The 17,545-nt window shown below is 55.9% G+C and carries 11 protein-coding genes; 7 read left to right on the top strand and 4 right to left on the bottom strand.

Annotated features, from left to right (window positions below; translation table 11 throughout):
• The first annotated feature begins 213 nt into the window (after positions 1–213).
• Together GOV90_RS18800 and GOV90_RS18795 are read left to right on the top strand one after the other, a co-directional pair.
• Positions 214–3,501, top strand: a complete 3,288-nt coding sequence (locus GOV90_RS18800) for an adenylate/guanylate cyclase domain-containing protein (protein ID WP_171096641.1) — start codon at positions 214–216, stop codon at positions 3,499–3,501.
• The gene (locus GOV90_RS18795) at positions 3,502–4,665 is read left to right on the top strand and encodes a hypothetical protein (RefSeq protein ID WP_171096638.1); all 1,164 of its coding nucleotides are present in this window, start codon (positions 3,502–3,504) and stop codon (positions 4,663–4,665) included. It abuts the gene before it with no gap.
• Here the strand turns inward: GOV90_RS18795 and GOV90_RS18790 are convergent.
• Both GOV90_RS18790 and GOV90_RS18785 read right to left on the bottom strand, forming a co-directional pair.
• Entirely contained in the window at positions 4,662–8,261 is a 3,600-nt protein-coding gene (locus GOV90_RS18790) for a flavoprotein (protein ID WP_171096636.1), read from the bottom strand. The two genes, GOV90_RS18795 and GOV90_RS18790, sit on opposite strands and share 4 nt — an antisense overlap.
• Before the next feature lie 330 nt (positions 8,262–8,591).
• Positions 8,592–10,169, bottom strand: a complete 1,578-nt coding sequence (locus GOV90_RS18785; protein ID WP_171096630.1) for a DUF5928 domain-containing protein — start codon at positions 10,167–10,169, stop codon at positions 8,592–8,594.
• 143 nt (positions 10,170–10,312) lie between these two features.
• Between GOV90_RS18785 and GOV90_RS18780 the strand changes: the two genes are divergently transcribed.
• A complete protein-coding gene (locus tag GOV90_RS18780; protein WP_171096628.1) occupies positions 10,313–11,131 on the top strand; it encodes a sulfotransferase family protein in 819 nt (272 codons plus the stop codon).
• Between the two features lie 101 nt (positions 11,132–11,232).
• Here GOV90_RS18780 and ilvD read toward each other — a convergent pair whose 3' ends face one another.
• Entirely contained in the window at positions 11,233–13,065 is a 1,833-nt protein-coding gene (gene ilvD, locus GOV90_RS18775; protein ID WP_171096626.1) for a dihydroxy-acid dehydratase, read from the bottom strand.
• A gap of 108 nt (positions 13,066–13,173) precedes the next feature.
• Between ilvD and GOV90_RS18770 the strand changes: the two genes are divergently transcribed.
• The 4 genes from GOV90_RS18770 to GOV90_RS18755 all read left to right on the top strand — a co-directional run bounded on the left by GOV90_RS18770 (position 13,174) and on the right by GOV90_RS18755 (position 16,135).
• The gene (locus tag GOV90_RS18770; protein WP_171096624.1) at positions 13,174–13,737 is read left to right on the top strand and encodes a helix-turn-helix domain-containing protein; all 564 of its coding nucleotides are present in this window, start codon (positions 13,174–13,176) and stop codon (positions 13,735–13,737) included.
• The gene (locus GOV90_RS18765) at positions 13,734–14,003 is read left to right on the top strand and encodes a hypothetical protein (protein ID WP_171096622.1); all 270 of its coding nucleotides are present in this window, start codon (positions 13,734–13,736) and stop codon (positions 14,001–14,003) included. Before GOV90_RS18770 ends, GOV90_RS18765 begins: the two co-directional genes overlap by 4 nt.
• A 93-nt stretch (positions 14,004–14,096) precedes the next feature.
• On the top strand, positions 14,097–14,951 hold the full coding sequence (sseA, locus tag GOV90_RS18760; RefSeq protein WP_171096620.1) for a 3-mercaptopyruvate sulfurtransferase: 855 nt from the start codon (positions 14,097–14,099) through the stop codon (positions 14,949–14,951).
• On the top strand, positions 14,951–16,135 hold the full coding sequence (locus GOV90_RS18755; protein WP_171096618.1) for an amino acid aminotransferase: 1,185 nt from the start codon (positions 14,951–14,953) through the stop codon (positions 16,133–16,135). Before sseA ends, GOV90_RS18755 begins: the two co-directional genes overlap by 1 nt.
• A 71-nt stretch (positions 16,136–16,206) precedes the next feature.
• Here the strand turns inward: GOV90_RS18755 and GOV90_RS18750 are convergent, their stop codons facing one another.
• Positions 16,207–17,517, bottom strand: coding sequence for an ammonium transporter (locus tag GOV90_RS18750; RefSeq protein WP_171096615.1), 1,311 nt, complete (start codon positions 17,515–17,517; stop codon positions 16,207–16,209).
• Positions 17,518–17,545 lie beyond the last annotated feature (28 nt).

Genomic DNA, 17,545 nt, shown 5'->3' with positions numbered 1-17,545 from the left:
TCCTACTCCCGCAACCAACGTCGGAAAATCACAACACAGACCCCTCGATCTACAAAAAGTCCACTGGACTGTGGGCTTGGATGTCGCTGCCAAAACTACCCATCGCCAAAATTAAACACACACATATTCATAATTTAATTTGGTTTTTGCAGACTCAACCGTAACGCCCGTGCTAGACCTAAATTTGAAGTAGGGGGACTTCAGAGGGGCGACATGTCTCAGGACCTGAGCAAGTGGCTAAGCGCAATTGGATTGTCTGACTATGCGCAAGCCTTTCTAGACAACAAGATCGATTTTTCCATTCTGCCAGATTTGACGGCAGAAGACTTAATTGAAATCGGGGTCACTGCGGTTGGTGATCGTCGAAGGTTGTTGCGTGCCATTGAAACTCTTGACGTGGCTGAAGCAGCAACAATGCAAGACACTGCGGCGTCTATAGAACCTGCGCGACGGCAGGTCACCGTGATGTTTGTTGACCTGACTGGGTTTACAAAATTGTCCAGTGACTTGGATGCCGAAGATTTGCACGCCTTGCTCAACCAGTTCTTTGGCAAAGTGGACAATGTTGTTGAGAAATATGGGGGGCGCATAGACAAGCATATTGGCGATGCGGTCATGGCCGTTTTCGGCGCGCCTATATCACATACAAATGACACAGAACGGGCAGCCAGAGCGGCGGCCGAGATACATGCAGTTTTGCCAACACTGACACCACCGCTGTCCTGTCATATCGGAATTGCCTCGGGGCAGGTCATAGCCAGCACAACTGGAAGCCAAGCGCACACGGAATACACCGTTACCGGCGATGGGGTCAATTTAGCCTCGCGTTTGACCGACATCTCAAAAGGTGAAGAAACGCTTGTTTCTCACGACATCCAACGCGCCTTGGGTCCGCTGTTTGTGGGTGAGTCTATCGGCGTGCAGGATATCAAAGGATTGAATGAACCCGTCGAAGTCTGGCGTCTGGACCGTTTGGCCCGGAACATTCGGACAAGACGGCATAAGTTCATCGGGCGCGATCGTGAGATGTCGTTGTTTTCGGCAACATTTGACCGCTGCAAACGGCACGGAGAAGGCGAAGTCCACGTGGTTCTGGGCGAACCGGGTATCGGCAAGACGCATTTGTCCGAGCAGGTGGCCGAACTGGCCAAAAGCCTGTCCTATTCGATCCACAATGGCGTTGTTATGGACTTTGGTGCGCGTGAAGGACACTCGGCCATTCAGTCCGTGGCCCGCAGTGTTCTGGGTCTTGACGCATCGGATGGGCCAAAAACGGGCGCCGCCGTGGCCAAGGAAGCAGTCGCCAAAGGCTGGGTCAGCCCTTCTAATGCAGCGCATCTCAACGCTTTGCTTGAGCTTGAGCAAGATCCGGGATTGGCCGAGGTTTATGCTGTCATGGACAACAAGACCCGGCTACGTGGGCGCAGGCAGGTCATTGATGAGTTGTTGATGGCTCGCAGTCAGGACGCGCCATTGCTGATCCAGATCGAAGATATCCATTGGGCCTCTCCCGACATTCTCGCAGCCTGCGCACATATCGCAGCAGTAACGCGGCAAATCCCTTGTGTCTTGATGATGACCAGTCGGGTTGAAGGAGACCCGATCGATCGAGACTGGCAAATGGCCACAGAGGGCGCGCTTGTCTCTAAACTAGAGTTAGCCCCAATGGGGGAGGACCAGGCGCGGCAACTGGTCGAGGAATTTACGGCCATCGATCCCGAGCTTTTGGACACTTGCGTTAAACGAGCGGGCGGCAACCCTCTGTTCCTGGAACAATTGTTGCGCAACATTGATGTGCTCAAGCAGGAAACGGTTCCCGGAAGCATCCAAGGCATCGTGCAGTCGCGTTTGGATGCACTGGATCGCTCAAGTCGCAGCGCCATTCAGGCGGCGTCAGTGCTGGGGCAGAGATTCTCACCCGAGGTTCTGAATTATATTCTCGGCGAAGGGCATCTGGATACCACAAATCTGATCCGCTCGGCCCTGATACGAGAGGCGGGTGCAGACCTTATGTTTGCGCACGCGCTGATCCGGGACGGGTCTTATGCCACGTTGGTCAAATCGGAACGCGCTCGTTTGCATCGACAGGCGGCCAAATGGTTTGAAGATCGAGATGCGACCCTGCGCGCGCAGCATCTGGACCGGGCGGGGGCCAACAATGCGGCGCAAGCCTATCTGGACGCCGCCGATAAGCTGATCCACGCGTTCCGGTTCGACGACGCAAGCCCGTTGATCGAACGCGCTTTGGAGCTGCCTTCCCCCGCAGGCGTCCGGTTTGACCTGCTGTGTGCACGGGGTGAGACGCACCGGCTGCAGGGCCTGTCTAACGAAGCTTTGCAGGAGTTCCGGGACGCGGCGGGTCTTGCGGAGACGGATGAGCAAATTAGCCGGGCGCATATTGGCCTTGCACAGGCAGCGCGGCAGGCCAGCCTGTATCAGGACGCGCTTGAGGCGCTGGACACAGCTGAAGCTGCGGCTGAGCGTGCTGGCTCCGAACGGGACGTGGCCCAGATCAACTATGTGCGCGGCAATGTGTATTTCCCCTTGGGTCGCGACAAGGAAGCACTGAGTGCGAATGAGCGGGCTCTCACGTTGGCCCGCAAACTGGATTCCGTGCGCCTTGAAGTGGGAGCGCTCAGCGGATTTGGTGATGCCAACTTCATGAAAGCCACCATGAAAACGGCGACTGGCTTTTACACGCAAGCTGTTGACCGGGCGCGTGAAAAGGGGCTGGTTCGGGATTTGGCGGCCAATCTGCACAACCTGAGCGTCGCGCGCAGCTACACGGGGGATGTCGGGCAGGGGCGCGCAGACGCAAACGAAGCCATCGAAGTTTCGCAGAAGTATTTTGCTTTTGTGCCGGAATGTGTGGCTCAGACCTGCCTGGGTGTGGCCGAAACGTTTTTGGGCGATCTTGATCGAGCGCTAGAAGCATTCCGGGTATCGGCCGAGATTGCTGAGCGTGTCGGGGCAAAACGGCTTGAGGCACAAGCGCTGGAGCATCTGGCCCGCACGCAGGTTTATGCCAGGCAAATGGATCAGGCTTTGGAAACAGGCCGACGGGCGGTTGAGATTGCACTGGAACATGGGCGGAATTTTGTAGGGCCCAAAGCACTTTCGGCGTTGGCGATGGCCGAAACCGACCCGGATGAACAAATGCGCCTGTTGAATTTGGGGGCCGAGATTATCGCAGAAGGGTGTGTCGGCCACAGTCATCTGCATTTTTACCCCGATGCCAGCGCAGTCATGCTGGCGCGAGGTGATTGGCAGGCGGCGAATGACTATGCGGATGGGCTGGCGGTCTTTACGGCAGGGGAACCTTTGCCAATGGTCGATTTGTCCATCCGCCAGACGCGTTTTTTGGCGGAATGCGGGCAAATTGGCATCCTGCCACGCAAACATGAGAGTTTTGCCAATCTGCAAGCCGAGTTTGCCGAGATGGGAATTACTCAATCCCTGCTGGGGCCCGCTGATTTTCTGACGGAACAGGCAGGAGGCTGAATGAGCGTCGAGAAGAAGGTTTGGCTTATCTCTGGCCTGCTGACCCTTGGGCTGGCGGGTCTTTTGTTGAAACTCTGGATCGAGTTGAACCATTTCGAAGGCGATCCGACGCAGTTGCCAGATCAAGCCGCAGTAGACTCATATCTGGGTAAGCTGGATGTGGAGCCTGACTACTATGTGCGGACAGGGATTTTCATAAAGTCATTCAGTTTTCTGGGGGCCAGCGATGTTCAGGTCACGGGTTATATCTGGCAGCACTATGAGACGGGCGTGCATGACCAGATCCTCCCGAATGAGGATGAGGTCGGGTTTCTTCTGCCCGAAGCAGTAGATAGTGCAAACGGCCTGATCGCCGAGGCGTACCGACTGCCGCAACCTGACGGCGTATTGGTGGGTTGGTATTTCGAACAAACCCTGCGCCAGAGCTTTGATTACACAAGTTACCCTTTTGATCACAAAACGGTCTGGGTGCGGTTCTGGCCGTCCTCGTTTGAGGATGCCGTCGCGTTGGTTCCCGATTTCGAGGCCTATCCGGCAACCGGGCCGGACGACATTTTTGGGATCGACAACCAAATCGTGATGGGTACGTGGGAGCGGGAAAACACCTATTTCGACTATAAACTGTCAAATCTGGATACAACGCTGGGCATCGGCCAGAACGCCTATCAAACCAACGCGCCCGAGTTGCACTATAATTTCGTCATCAAACGCAATTTTGGCAATGCGTTTATCGTTCATATGGTCCCCTTGATCGTTGTGATGATGTTGCTGTTCGGTGCGGTCATGACCGTCACCCGCCGCGAGGGTTTGGCCGAGAGGCATGATTTCAGCACGTCCAGCGTGATCGGCACCTGTTCGGTTTTGTTCTTCGTGATCCTGCTGGCGCATGTGCAGCTGCGCGAAGGCTTTGCCGGCTCGCCCGTGATCTACATGGAGTCGTTCTTTTTCCTGATGTATTTCATGTTGCTGGCGGTATCGGTCAACACGTACCTATTCGCCTCCGAGGCGGTGCCGTCGCTGCGGATCATCCACTATCGGGACAATCTTATTCCCAAGGCCAGTTTCTGGCCGTTTGTGCTGCTGTGCATGGTGGCGATCACGGCTTACAACCTCAGCCTGAAGGAAAGCCCTGAGCCGCCGCCAATCAGCACGCAAGACGGTTAAGCTACAGGTTCAAACCCCGGTTTTGGCTCGCCCTGCGCCATGTCCAGCGTGTAATCACTGACCATCTCTGACGTGCCGTCTCGCAAGTTCTTCAGGTATTTCTCTGGCTCCGCGATCACATAGGCGTATGCGGGCTTCATCACACCGTTCACGGCCACATTGATCTTCTTGCGGACATACACGTTTTCGGTCGAATTTGGACCGTGGTAACCTTCCAGCTTATCCAGCTCGTGCAAGCCGGATTCCGTCACGCGATAAACCTCACCACTGACCTGTTTGCCCATACCTTGTTGATCCACAAGCGTGGCCATACGGTGCAGGTATCCGCAGTTCGGATTGTCACAGAATGGCTCTTTCGGGACGATCAACGGCATGGGTTGCCGGGTGCGGGCCGGACCCACGAAGTCGTTTAGAACTTTGCTGTGCGCTTCGTGGTTCGGGAATCCCTGTTTCAGCGAACCATATGTGAAATACAGATATGTCGGCTCTTGCACCGCCACAAAGCTCTCATCGCGGCCTTCTTCCGGGTCAGCAAGCTTCACGTTGTGATCGCGCGCCCAGTTGTCCAGCATGGTTCGGATTTCGGGCTCGATCGTCATGCCCTGCACAAAATCGATGCACGAGGTCGCGTCCATGTTTTCGGCCCCCAGCAGGATTTCAACCATCCTGGGCGCTTTGTTCATTACCGCCACATGTAGTGCAGTGAACCCGTGATCGTTGACGATGTTGACGTCGATATCGCGTTTGATCAGGTCCTGGGCAGCTTCATAGTCCGGTTTGCCCAGATCATGGCCGCTTTCGTTCAGCTCACCTTCGCCACCGGCTGCGTAATGCAACAAGGAATCGCCATGCGCTTCGTCTACGATATTGACCCCGACGATGCCTTCGTCGATGGCGCGGAACACGCGTCTCCATTCGTTGATGTCATCGGCGGCGGCGGCCTCGCGCGCCCATTTGCAGACACGGTATTTCTGGTCGTCCAACTCCTCGAAGGCGTCTGCCAAAGCCTCCATGATCTGGTCAGGCGTGGCCATCATGCCGATACCCATCCGACCATTTGACAAGCGCCCTTCGCGCGGACCGATGAAGTCGACACCCAGCGTCTTCAGCTTGTCGACGTTGTTCTGCGTGGTGATGTTGTTCCACATATTCGTGTTGCAGGCCGGGCAAAGGATTACCGGTTTCTTCTGGTATTGCCATGCCACAAAGACCGAGGTTAGAAGATTGTCAGCAATACCGTTGGCCACCTTTCCCATCGTGTTGCAGGTGATAGGGGCCACAATGACGCAATCGGCCCAGTCGCACAGCGCCAGATGCGAGGCCCGCACTGGCATGTCAAACTTCATATAGCGGAAATTCCACTCATCATCGTCGCGGTAATAATCATGATGGGTGATCTTGGCGTCGATCCTCTCGGCCCCGAAATCGCGAAAGAACTTTTCGGCCGAGACCGAGGGGATCAGTTTCACGTTGTGCCCGGCATCGACGATGCGTTCGACAAGTTCAGGGATTTTATCTGCCGCAGACGAGCCGCAGGCACACAACAATACGTTGCGCTTGCCCACGTTGACCTGATTCATCACCCCTTTGGGATAGCCGAAAGGATTCTTCTCAAGGCTTGGTGTTTCATTCAGGTCGGAAACTGGCAGTCCTTCTTTGCGCATCCTGGCTTGCAATTCACCGGCCCGGATCATGTCCACGATGTCTTCCAGCTCTTCGCTTTTGCTGATGCACTCTCCTTGGAAAAACAAATACGGCACGTCTGGTCGCTCACCAAGCGTTACCAGTTGTCGCCGCATCCGGATCATATTGGGATCTCGTCCGCCTACGTCGATTTGCTTGACAGTAGTCGCGCCGATATTCGACAGAATGCTGCGCAGCATATAGGACCAGGGGTCTTCATCCTCATAAAACAGAACCATCGTATTGTGCTTGAGGATACTGACAACATCGCTTGGGTCCTCGGGCGGGTCGATTTCTTCGATCATCACCAATGCGGGGTCTTCCAGATCGCGTAGTCCACGAAAAATATTGCCGCGTGGCGCTTGCCAGACCTGAGAGGTCGCGGGGCTCATGTCGACAATGGTGACAACATCGGTGTTTTCTTCATAGGCAATGCAAAGACACCAGAACTCTTCCAGCAGGGCAGTTTCCCGATAGACGTTTTCCGGCGAACGGATCGCTTCGATCCCGGTGACGCGATTGAAATCGATATTTATCATCAGGTGACGATCTTTGTTGGTATTCAGGCTTTTCAACTGTTCCTTGAACCAATCCTGCGGGGTTTGGATCGATGTGTCCTTGCGGGTAGCAAAGCTTTGGAACGTACTGCCCAGATGCACGTTTTCAGACTGGCTAAGGTATTTTTCCGCCATTTCGTGCATGTCTTTTGCAGTGGCGACCCGGCTGACGGCCTCGGTGAACGACGCCTCGGTCGCCCGCAGCAACTCATCCTCGTCTACGCGGTTGTCGCCGTGAATGGCCAGGCTTTCCGCCAGCACACCCAGCGAGTTCATGTTGGGCGTCGCCCGGCGGAACAGGTTGCGGCGCTTTTTGGGATCTTTCGCCAGATAGCGCGTGCTGTCGACGTAGTTGCACCGTTGTTTGAACGTTTTCAGATGGGTTTTGACCGCAGCGCGTGCCGAGAAGCGCAGAATGCCGCGTGATCGCATCGAGGTTCCATCGCGGTCCGACATGGCCTTCCACAGCCGTTCGATCGTTGTGACCCAAAGCTTGCCGTATTTTTCAGGATGCACATCCATCATATGCACCAGACCGGTGCTTGGGTTGCACTTGGCGATGACGGCGAAATGGCCACCTGGCATATTTTCTTTGCCATGGGCGACACCGACCTGAAAGTTCGCCACTAGAATATCGTTTTCTCCGCCCAGCCGATTGGATTCGTCGATTGCCTCAAGCAGCAGGGGAACGTTGGTTGTGTCTTCATCCATGAAATAGGCCTGAACCTGAACCCGGTCCCGAAGCCCTTGCGAGTGAATATAGGTGCAGGCGACGTCAAACAGTTCCCCCAGCGAGATACCGTCATTCACCACAAAGGATGACGGCAGTGCGCATTCGCGGAAAATGTCATTCACCTCGCAACTGAACCCAAGCGCAGACATGCTGAGCGCTGCGGCTGTCACGCTGCAACAGTTGATTGGTTGCTGGAAATTCTGCAACTGGACGCTCACCAGATCGCCGAACATGGTGGCGAAACAGGGTTTGCGTACCTCTTCCGGTATCTGCCGCCAGTTATCGCTCGATAAATACGCCAAACATGTGCCGTCCAATGCAAGTGCTTCAAGGCTGACAGGTATGTCCGAGATCTGAAGGTGCTCTTCGTAGAAATAATCGCCCACATCTGCGCTGGCCAGCGGTTGCCCATTCTGACGCAACTGAACGAGACCGCGCAGCACAACATACATGCCCTTAGCCGGCAGGACCGTGTTTCCTGTCACCTCGATACACTCAAAATGTGGATTGATGACAGCGGGGTTCGCGACTTCGGCCTCGCCCGGCAGGACTTTGTAAATCACGGTCCAATCTGCGTCGCTTGGAATATATGATCTGGCATTGGCAATTTGATCTGTGGTCACAACTATGTCCCCCCCCGGAGTTGCGTTTCAAATTTCAATTTTGGACCAGCAGAATGTCTGTGTGTTTCCCGGACAGGCATTGGTCTTTGTGCACCAAAGATCGCCCTGTTCTGCGTCTTTTCACTGGTCGAGACTGATCTGTTGATGAAAAAAGTATAAACAAATCGGCCTAATTGGCCGCACAGTATCCGATTTTTAGACAAAAATCACGAATACAGTGAACTTGACGGATGGGTTGCAGGTCCATGGGGCGAAAGCAGGTTGAAGCGGCGCTTGCCGCGCGCCATTCTGAGGGCCCGTTGTCATTCGGATTCCAGGCCGGAGTTTCGCTTAATCGAGGAAAAGATAGTCTAGTCGCATTACGGCGCTGGCCTTTTCCTGACTCACACCAAGAAACCCGGCGATGACAGCCTCATTTTCGCTGCGCGAGGCCGTTTCACGCAAGCGCAGATAATTCTCAAGCCCGGCAGCCCGGATTTGTTGTGATTCATAGTTCAGATCATTGCGCAGCGTCGGCACCAGTTGTGCCACGTTTTCTGCAGGGCTGTTTTCTCCGGCCAGCCCGACGCGGCGTGCATGACCGATCAGATAGTCGTCTGAATACTCGCATTCGATCTCGAGCACATGGGTTTTGGCCTGATCGCCGCAGAAATCTTCAAGCACGTCAAGATTGGCGGGGTCGAGACACAGAACCAGTTGATCCGACCCGAAACTGTCAAACAACATTCTCACCACGGCCCGTCTGTGGCGCGAGCGTTTTGCAAGGCTCGTTTCTATCCCGCCCAGATCGGGCATCTGTGTCTCTTCTTCGTTGAACAGGTACTCGACACAGGGGATATCGGTTTCGGATGCGATCTGATCGACCAGTCGCTTGGCGACGTGCCATTTCTTGCAGACGATGACGAAAAGCTCGCGCTCGGGGTCCAACGCGCGACCGGCTTCCCAGAAACGTGGCCCAAATCGGCGGCCAATACGCCCGCGTCCGGTCAAAAACGCAAACAGGTTGCGACCTTCATTCGAGACCGGAAACTCAATACCTTCACTGGCATAAAGCGACCCCAGGCGATCTTTAAGCTCGTGTGCTTCGGGGCTGATCTTTCGGGCAAACAGATAGTCCTGACCCAAAAGCATGTCATAGTGATCGTTGTAGAAAGTGACCGGCATTCCGTAGTCTGAAAACATCAGGAAGGTTGGTGTGCGGTTTTCGATTTCACCCTTCGGTATCAGATGGCGGACCAATGTCTGAAAGAAGGTCTCGTCCGGGATCCAGGTGGTTGAGAAAAACCGGATCACGTCCCGTCGCTGGCGCAAAAAGTCCAGGATCCTCTCAACGGTGCGGCGGCGCAGGCACCACCATTGGCTGCCGATCATGATCTGCAAGTCTTCGGGGATACCCCGGGTCAGACCAAACCGCTTCTGCATCTCGTAGGCGGAGTAAAACAGTTTAGGCTGAGTGCGTTCATTGAAATGATGGCGATAGATCAGACGGTCTTCTTTCATGCCGGTCTTGATCCAGTTGCTTTCAAAGAAATCGTGGCTTTCGATGAAATCTTTGTCGCGATCGTCCAGAAAACGGTGGGTATATTCGGCGGTTTTGATGGCCATGCAATCGCCAGACAGCATGTAGAAATGCGTGGCGCGGGGGAATGCCTCGACCGCGGCCTTTAAGGCGTTCAGCGTGGCGTGCACCAGCGACCACTCTCCCCATCCGCATTTGATGCGCTTTGCAGCGAAGGTCACATTGGGGTTTTCGCGCAGCGCGCTACGGATCTGGTCATACGCAGCAGAACTGGCACGTGCATCAAAGTGGATCGCCATGCAATCACCCGCAGCGGTCAGCTGTTCGGCCTGCGCGATGATGGCCTCGGGGTCCTTATGGCACAGCAATATGTAGGCAATCTTTGCCATTGAGATCAGGTAATTTCCGTTTCTGCCCGGTTTCAACCGTGATACTGAGGATGCGCGATTGAATAAACAGAATAATTTTGGTTCTTTATTACCAAACGCTGGCGTATCGGACCGAGACCTGACCAGCGAAGGAGGCACAGCAGATGGGGTTTCCCGGTACCTGGATGACCGAGAGTGAAAGCATGGTGTACCGTGTGGTGCCCAAATGTGCGTGCTCGACCATTGGCCAGATCATGTATTATTCGGATCACGGTCAGTTTTTTGATGGCGACATCCACGATGCCAAGGATGGCATGCACAAATGGGCTTTTGACCAGAGTCAGGGCCTGATCACCAATAACGTGCGCAGCCACGCCTCATATTCATTTACCTGCGTGCGCAACCCCTATACCCGCATCCTCAGCTCGTTCTTTGACAAGATCTGCGGCATCCAACGCAACGGCAAGCGATACCGGGGCAATCTGGTGCCGACGCTGATCTACAACTACGGGATCGAAGTTGGCGGAGATGACGGTAAGGGCGAATTCGATCAAATCGCCAGCTTCCGCCGGTTCCTGCTGTTTGCGCGTGACACGATCCGCTGGCGGCGCCCTATGGATCCGGACATTCACTGGTCAGCCATGTCGGGTCATGTGTCGACCTTCATCGTGAATGGCGGGCGTTACGACCGGATTTTCTGGACCGAAGCGTTCAACGACGGGATGCAGGGTGTTCTGGACCATGTGGAATTGAAGCACCCCGTTGCATTGGCCGAGATTCCGCGGTTCAACGAATCCGAAGGCCACGGCCCCAAACGCGCCCATCCGGTCGAGGATTACTTCGATGATCTGTCGATGCATCTGGTCTACGAAATCTACAAACAGGATTTTGAGCTGTTCAAATACGATTTCGAAAACCCGGCCAACAAGATGCCGATCGGCGAAATCGATCTGGATGAAATTCACGCCAAACTGGGTGATTGAGGGCGGGGCGCTCCCTCTTACAGTTTCTGGCGAAATTTTTCCAAAGGATAGACTTGGAAGGGTCGGTTAACGGCCAGCCGAAAAGACTGGCCGTTCCAAGATCAAAGCTGGCGCACGGCCCCTTTTGCCGCGCTGGTGGTCAGCTTGGCATAGGCTTTCAGTGCGGTAGAGACCTTGCGTTTGCGCGGCGCGGCAGGTTCCCAGCCTTTGGCGTCTTGCTCCTGGCGGCGCTCAGCCAGTTCTTCATCAGTCACGGCCAGATGGATCGAGCGGTTGGGGATGTCGATCTCAATTGTATCGCCGTTCTTGACCAGTCCGATTTCACCACCTTCGGCCGCCTCGGGTGAGACGTGGCCAATTGAAAGGCCCGAAGTACCGCCCGAGAAACGTCCATCAGTGAGAAGGGCGCAGGCTTTACCCAGACCTTTGGATTTCAGATACGAGGTTGGGTAGAGCATTTCTTGCATCCCCGGACCGCCACGCGGTCCTTCGTAACGGATGACAACCACGTCGCCCTCTTTCACCTTGCCGGTCAGGATATCACTGACGGCCTGATCTTGGCTTTCGCAGACATAGGCAGAGCCGGTGAACTTCAGGATGTTTTCATCAACGCCAGCCGTTTTCACGATACAGCCATCGCGGGCGATGTTTCCGAACAGAACCGCAAGGCCACCATCCTGGCTGAAAGCGTGTTCCTTCGACCGGATCACGCCGCCTTCGCGGTCAGTATCCAGTTCTTTGTACCGGTTCGACTGGCTGAATGCCTGCGTTGTGCGCACACCGCCGGGGGCAGCTTTGAACAGCTCTTGCGCCTTGGGGTTGTTGGCGATCTTGATGTCCCAGTTGGCAATCGCCTCGCCCATCGTGGCGGAGTGCACGGTGCTGCAGTCTTCGTGCAGCAGACCCGCGCGGCTGAGTTCGCCAAGGATCGAGAAGATGCCGCCTGCGCGGTGGACGTCTTCCATATGAACGTTCTCGGTATTCGGCGCGACCTTGCACAGGCACGGTACGCGACGGCTAAGGCGGTCCATGTGGGTCATGGTGAAATCCACCTCGCCCTCATGTGCGATGGCCAGAAGGTGCAGCACCGTGTTGGTCGACCCACCCATGGCAATGTCGAGGCTCATGGCGTTCTCAAACGCGTCAAAGGTTGCGATTTCACGCGGCAAGAAGCCTTTTTCGTCCAGATCATAGTGCCGTTTGGTTATCTCAACGATACGGCGACCCGCTTCCAGGAACAGCTCTTTGCGGTCGGCATGTGTTGCCAGTGTCGAACCGTTGCCCGGCAAGGCCAGGCCCAGCGCTTCGGCCAGACAGTTCATCGAGTTGGCAGTGAACATCCCCGAGCACGACCCACAGGTCGGGCAGGCGTTTTCTTCGATGTGCTGAACCTGCTCGTCGGTGAATTTGTCATCCGCGGCGGCGACCATTGCGTCCACAAGATCGATTTTCTTGGCATCCAGATCGGCGATGTCGATCTTGCCCGCCTCCATTGGACCGCCAGACACAAAGATCGCCGGAATGTTCAGTCGCATGGCGGCCATCAACATCCCCGGAGTGATCTTGTCACAGTTCGAAATGCAGACCATCGCGTCAGCGCAATGCGCGTTGACCATGTATTCCACTGAATCCGCGATCACCTCACGCGAGGGCAGCGAGTACAGCATTCCATCGTGGCCCATGGCGATGCCGTCATCCACCGCGATGGTGTTGAATTCTTTTGCAACACCACCTGCGGCTTCGACCTCGCGCGCCACCATCTGTCCCAGATCTTTCAGGTGCACGTGGCCGGGCACAAACTGTGTGAACGAGTTGACGATTGCGATGATCGGCTTGCCGAAGTCATCATCGCCCATGCCTGTGGCACGCCACAATCCGCGGGCACCGGCCATGTTGCGGCCATGGGTAGAGGTTCTGGATCGGTACAATGGCATGATGCTGTTTTCCCTATTTCCTCGGGTTGCATGTCTTTGGGTTCGTACGTTATAGCGCACGTAGCACATGTGCGTTATAACGTACAAGAGGATTCGCGGGGCGCAGAAATGGATGCTGATGACATTACCCTAAGGCTGCGAGATGTGCGGTCGGCATCAGGTCTGAGCCTGTCAAAAGCGGCTGAGCTGACCGGCGTCAGCAAAGCCATGCTGGGTCAGATCGAGCGTGGCGAATCCAGCCCGACAATCGCCACGCTGTGGAAGATCGCCAAAGGCTTTCAGGTGCCGCTGAGTGCGTTGATCGATACGGCCAAGGGCGATCCGTCGGTTTTTCAGACCGTCACCTTTCCCGGCAGTATCGAAGTCAAGATCGTCTTCCCTTTCGATCCTGCGCTGAGGGCCGAGACGTTTCACGTCAGTCTGACCCCGAACCAAAGTCACGAGTCACCGGCGCACGCAACGGGCGTGACGGAAGAAGTTTTTGTTCTTGATGGGTCCCTCGACATATTGCGCGACGGAAATTGGGTACCCTTGCAAGCAGGGCAGGGCTTGCGATTTGCCGCTGATCTGCCGCATGGCTATCGCGCGGGTCCGCAGGGGGCAATTTTTCTAAACATGCACCATTACGCGCAACACACCGAGTATTCACAGACGAGCAAGACAGAGTCATGACCGCATTTTTCGACAGCCTCACCATCGTTGACGCCATCGGCTCTTTCGGAGCCCTTATTGTGGTTGCAGCCTATTTCGCGACGCAAATGCGGATGATGAACTCTGACGATCTGGCCTTTCCGGTCGTCAACCTGCTGGGGTCGGTGCTGATCGTCTATTCCCTGCTTGAGAATTTCAATCTGGCCTCGATGCTGATCGAAGGGTTTTGGATATTGATCAGTATCATCGGCATCATTCAGCACTTCCGTCTGCGCCGGGCGCGATAAATCAAGCGGGTATCAGGCGCTAGCGCTATCCAGACTTGAACCTAAAAGACGCGGGGTATAGGGAAAATCCAAGCTCGCTTAGGGGAGGCTTTGATGCAGGACGATCCAAAAACCCTCGTTTCGACTGAATGGTTGGCCGCACATATGAAAGACCCGGATCTGCGGATTCTGGATGGGTCTTGGTATCTGCCTGCGCAGAACCGCGATGCCAAAGCCGAATACGATGCCGGCCACATCCCCGGAGCGCGGTTCTTCGATATTGACGAAATCTCGGATCACCGATCAGAGCTGCCGCATATGGCTCCTCCGGTCGAGAAATTCATGTCGCGCCTGCGGGCGATGGGCGTGGGCGATGGTCATCAGGTTGTCGTCTATGACGGCGCTGGGCTGATGTCAGCAGCACGTGTCTGGTGGTTGTTCCGTCTGATGGGTCAGGACAACATCGCGGTTCTGGATGGTGGATTGCCCAAGTGGCAAGCCGAAGGTCGCGAGATCGAGGATCTGCCGCCGGTCATCCGTGATCGTCACATGACGGTGCGCGTTCAAAACCAGCTTGTCCGGGACGTCACGCAGGTTTCCGCTGCAGCCAAACTGGCCGATCATGAGATCATCGATGCCCGCTCTGCCGGTCGGTTTACCGGCGCGGAAGCCGAGCCGCGCGAAGGATTGCGTTCGGGCCATATCCCCGGGTCCCGCAATGTCCCGTTCGGCCAGTTGCTCAATACAGATGGCACAATGAAATCGCCCGAAGACTGCCGTGCCATTTTCGAGGCCGCTGGCGTCGATCTGTCCAAACCTGCGATTACCTCGTGCGGATCGGGCGTCACGGCTGCGATTCTGAGCCTTGCGCTTGAACGTATGGGCAAGAAAGACCACTCGCTTTATGACGGCTCCTGGGCTGAATGGGGTGCCTTCCCAACCCTGCCCGTCGCAACCGGAGAGAACTGATGTTCGAGAACCTCAAGCCGCAGCCTGCCGACAAGATTCTGGCCTTGATGCAGATGTACCGCGAAGACCCGCGTGATCAGAAGATTGATCTGGGTGTTGGCGTCTACAAGAATGCCGAGGGCGTGACTCCGGTAATGCGTGCGGTGAAAGCTGCTGAGCAGCGCATTTTGGAAGAACAGGAAACCAAAGCCTATACCGGCCTTGCAGGGGATCCAGCCTATGCCGATGTGATGATCGGGCTGATTCTGGGCACCTCGGTTCCGCGTGCCAACATTGCCGCTGTGGCGACACCCGGCGGCACGGGTGCCTGCCGTCAGGCGTTCGAGATGATCCGTATGGCGAACCCTTCGGCGCGTGTGTTCGTGTCGAACCCGACCTGGCCAAACCACCTGTCGATCCTGAACTATCTGGGGATGGAGACCGTTCAGTACCGGTATTTCGATGGTGAAACCCGTGGCGTTGATTTCGACGGGATGATGGCCGACCTGAAAACCGCCAAAGCAGGTGACGTGGTTCTGTTGCATGGCTGCTGCCATAACCCAACCGGTGCCAACCTGAACATGGTGCAATGGCAAGAAGTTGTGAACCTGATCAACGAACTTGGCCTCGTGGCGATGATTGACATTGCCTATCAAGGCTTTGGTGACGGGTTGGAAGAAGACGCACAAGCGGCGCGTTTGGTTGCGTCTTCGGTCAAACAATGCCTGATCGCTGCGTCTTGCTCGAAGAACTTCGGTGTCTACCGTGAACGCACTGGTTTGCTGATGGCCATCAGTGCCGATGCAGGTCAAACCGCCCTGAACCAGGGGACGCTGGCGTTTCTGAACCGTCAGAACTATTCCTTCCCGCCGGATCATGGCGCACGGGTGGTGACGACGATCCTGATGGATGACGCGTTGCGGGCTGACTGGGCCACCGAGTTGGAAGAGATCCGTTTGTCCATGCTGGGCCTGCGCCAACAATTGGCAGACGAACTGCAACGCCTGAGCGGGTCCGACCGTTTCGGTTTCATCGCCCAGCACCGGGGCATGTTCTCGCGCTTGGGAGCGGCACCGGAATTGGTCGAAAAACTGCGCGCCGATCACGGTATCTACATGGTAGGCGACAGCCGCCTGAACATCGCTGGCCTAAACGCGACAACGGTGCCGATTCTGGCGAAGGCGATTATCGACGTCGGCGTTTGATCTCAATAACATTCCAAAAAAAGAAAACCCGGGCGTGAACGCCCGGGTTTTTTTGATTATTTAATAGGGCCTTAGCCCTTCGAGAACTCAGGATATGCTTCCATACCCAGTTCCGCCATGTCCAGACCATTGATCTCGTCTTCTTCGCTGACGCGAATGCCAACGGTGGCTTTCAGGATCGACCACAGGATCAAAGCGGCGACGAAGGTGAACACACCGTAGGCAACGATACCAGTCAGCTGGGTGATCAGGCTTGCCTCACCGTAGAAGATCACCGCGATGGTGCCCCAGATGCCTGCGAACAGGTGAACCGGGATGGCGCCGACCACGTCGTCGATCTTGAACTTGTCCAGCATCGGAACCGCGAAGACCACGATGATACCGCCCACAGCACCGATCCAAAGCGCGCCGAACAGGGTCGGGGCCAGAGGTTCAGCGGTGATCGACACCAGACCGGCCAGCGCGCCGTTAAGCACCATGGTCAGGTCAGGCTTTTTGTACAGGACCTGTGTCATGATCAGGGCTGCGACAGCACCGGATGCGGCCGCCATGTTGGTGTTGGCAAAGATGCGCGACACGTCGGTTACGTCACCCACGGTGCCCATCGCCAGCTGCGAGCCGCCGTTGAAACCGAACCAACCCAGCCACAGGATGAAGGTACCCAAGGTCGCCAGCGCCAGATTTGAACCGGGCATCGGGTGAACTTTGCCGTCCTTGTACTTGCCGATACGTGGCCCAAGGATCAGACAGCCAGCCAGAGCGGCCCAGCCACCGACCGAGTGTACAACGGTCGAACCGGCGAAGTCGGAAAAGCCCATGGCGTCCAGCCAGCCGCCGCCCCATTTCCACGACCCCGAGATCGGGTACAGGATACCGGTCAGCACGACGACGAAGATCAGGAAGGGCCACAGCTTGATACGTTCAGCCACGGCACCCGACACGATCGACGCGGTTGCCGCCACAAAGACCAACTGGAAGAAGAAGTCCGAGCCGATCGAGGCGTAGTCCAGAGCTGCCTGAGCAGGGTCAACGCCAACCGGATCAAGCACGGTTGGGCCGCCAATGGCAAAGAAACCATTGAAGTCGCCCGGATACATCGTGTTGAAGCCAACCAGCCAGTACATGATCGCGGCAATGGAAAACAGCGCGATGTTCTTGATCATCTGCATGGCGACGTTCTTGGACCGCACCAGACCGCCTTCCAGCATGGCAAAGCCTGCAGCCATGAAGAAAACCAGAAAGCCCGCCATCAGGAACAGCAGGGTGGTAAAGATATACTGGGTGTGCAGCGCAGCCTCGCCTTCAGCGGCCTCTTGCGCCAGACCCATCTGCGGCAGCACGATAAGCGCAGCGGCAGGGATGAGAGATTTCATCAGGTTCATTTTACTTCCTCGAATGAGTGTGGAGTGG

It is taken from the genome of Ruegeria sp. HKCCA5929, from assembly GCF_013034525.1.
Taxonomy (GTDB): domain Bacteria; phylum Pseudomonadota; class Alphaproteobacteria; order Rhodobacterales; family Rhodobacteraceae; genus Ruegeria.
Note: the sequence above shows the minus strand (reverse complement) of the source record. Positions and strands in the feature narration are given on the sequence as shown.

Bases quoted from the DNA above. Each gene is read 5' to 3' on its own strand.
- GOV90_RS18800 (WP_171096641.1), top strand. From the start codon at position 214: ATGTCTCAGGACCTGAGCAAGTGGCTAAGCGCAATTGGATTGTCTGAC.
- GOV90_RS18765 (WP_171096622.1), top strand. From the start codon at position 13,734: ATGACCGCATTTTTCGACAGCCTCACCATCGTTGACGCCATCGGCTCT.
- GOV90_RS18755 (WP_171096618.1), top strand. From the start codon at position 14,951: ATGTTCGAGAACCTCAAGCCGCAGCCTGCCGACAAGATTCTGGCCTTG.
- GOV90_RS18785 (WP_171096630.1), bottom strand. From the start codon at position 10,169: ATGGCAAAGATTGCCTACATATTGCTGTGCCATAAGGACCCCGAGGCC.
- GOV90_RS18780 (WP_171096628.1), top strand. From the start codon at position 10,313: ATGGGGTTTCCCGGTACCTGGATGACCGAGAGTGAAAGCATGGTGTAC.
- GOV90_RS18795 (WP_171096638.1), top strand. From the start codon at position 3,502: ATGAGCGTCGAGAAGAAGGTTTGGCTTATCTCTGGCCTGCTGACCCTT.
- GOV90_RS18770 (WP_171096624.1), top strand. From the start codon at position 13,174: ATGGATGCTGATGACATTACCCTAAGGCTGCGAGATGTGCGGTCGGCA.
- sseA (WP_171096620.1), top strand. From the start codon at position 14,097: ATGCAGGACGATCCAAAAACCCTCGTTTCGACTGAATGGTTGGCCGCA.
- ilvD (WP_171096626.1), bottom strand. From the start codon at position 13,065: ATGCCATTGTACCGATCCAGAACCTCTACCCATGGCCGCAACATGGCC.
- GOV90_RS18750 (WP_171096615.1), bottom strand. From the start codon at position 17,517: ATGAACCTGATGAAATCTCTCATCCCTGCCGCTGCGCTTATCGTGCTG.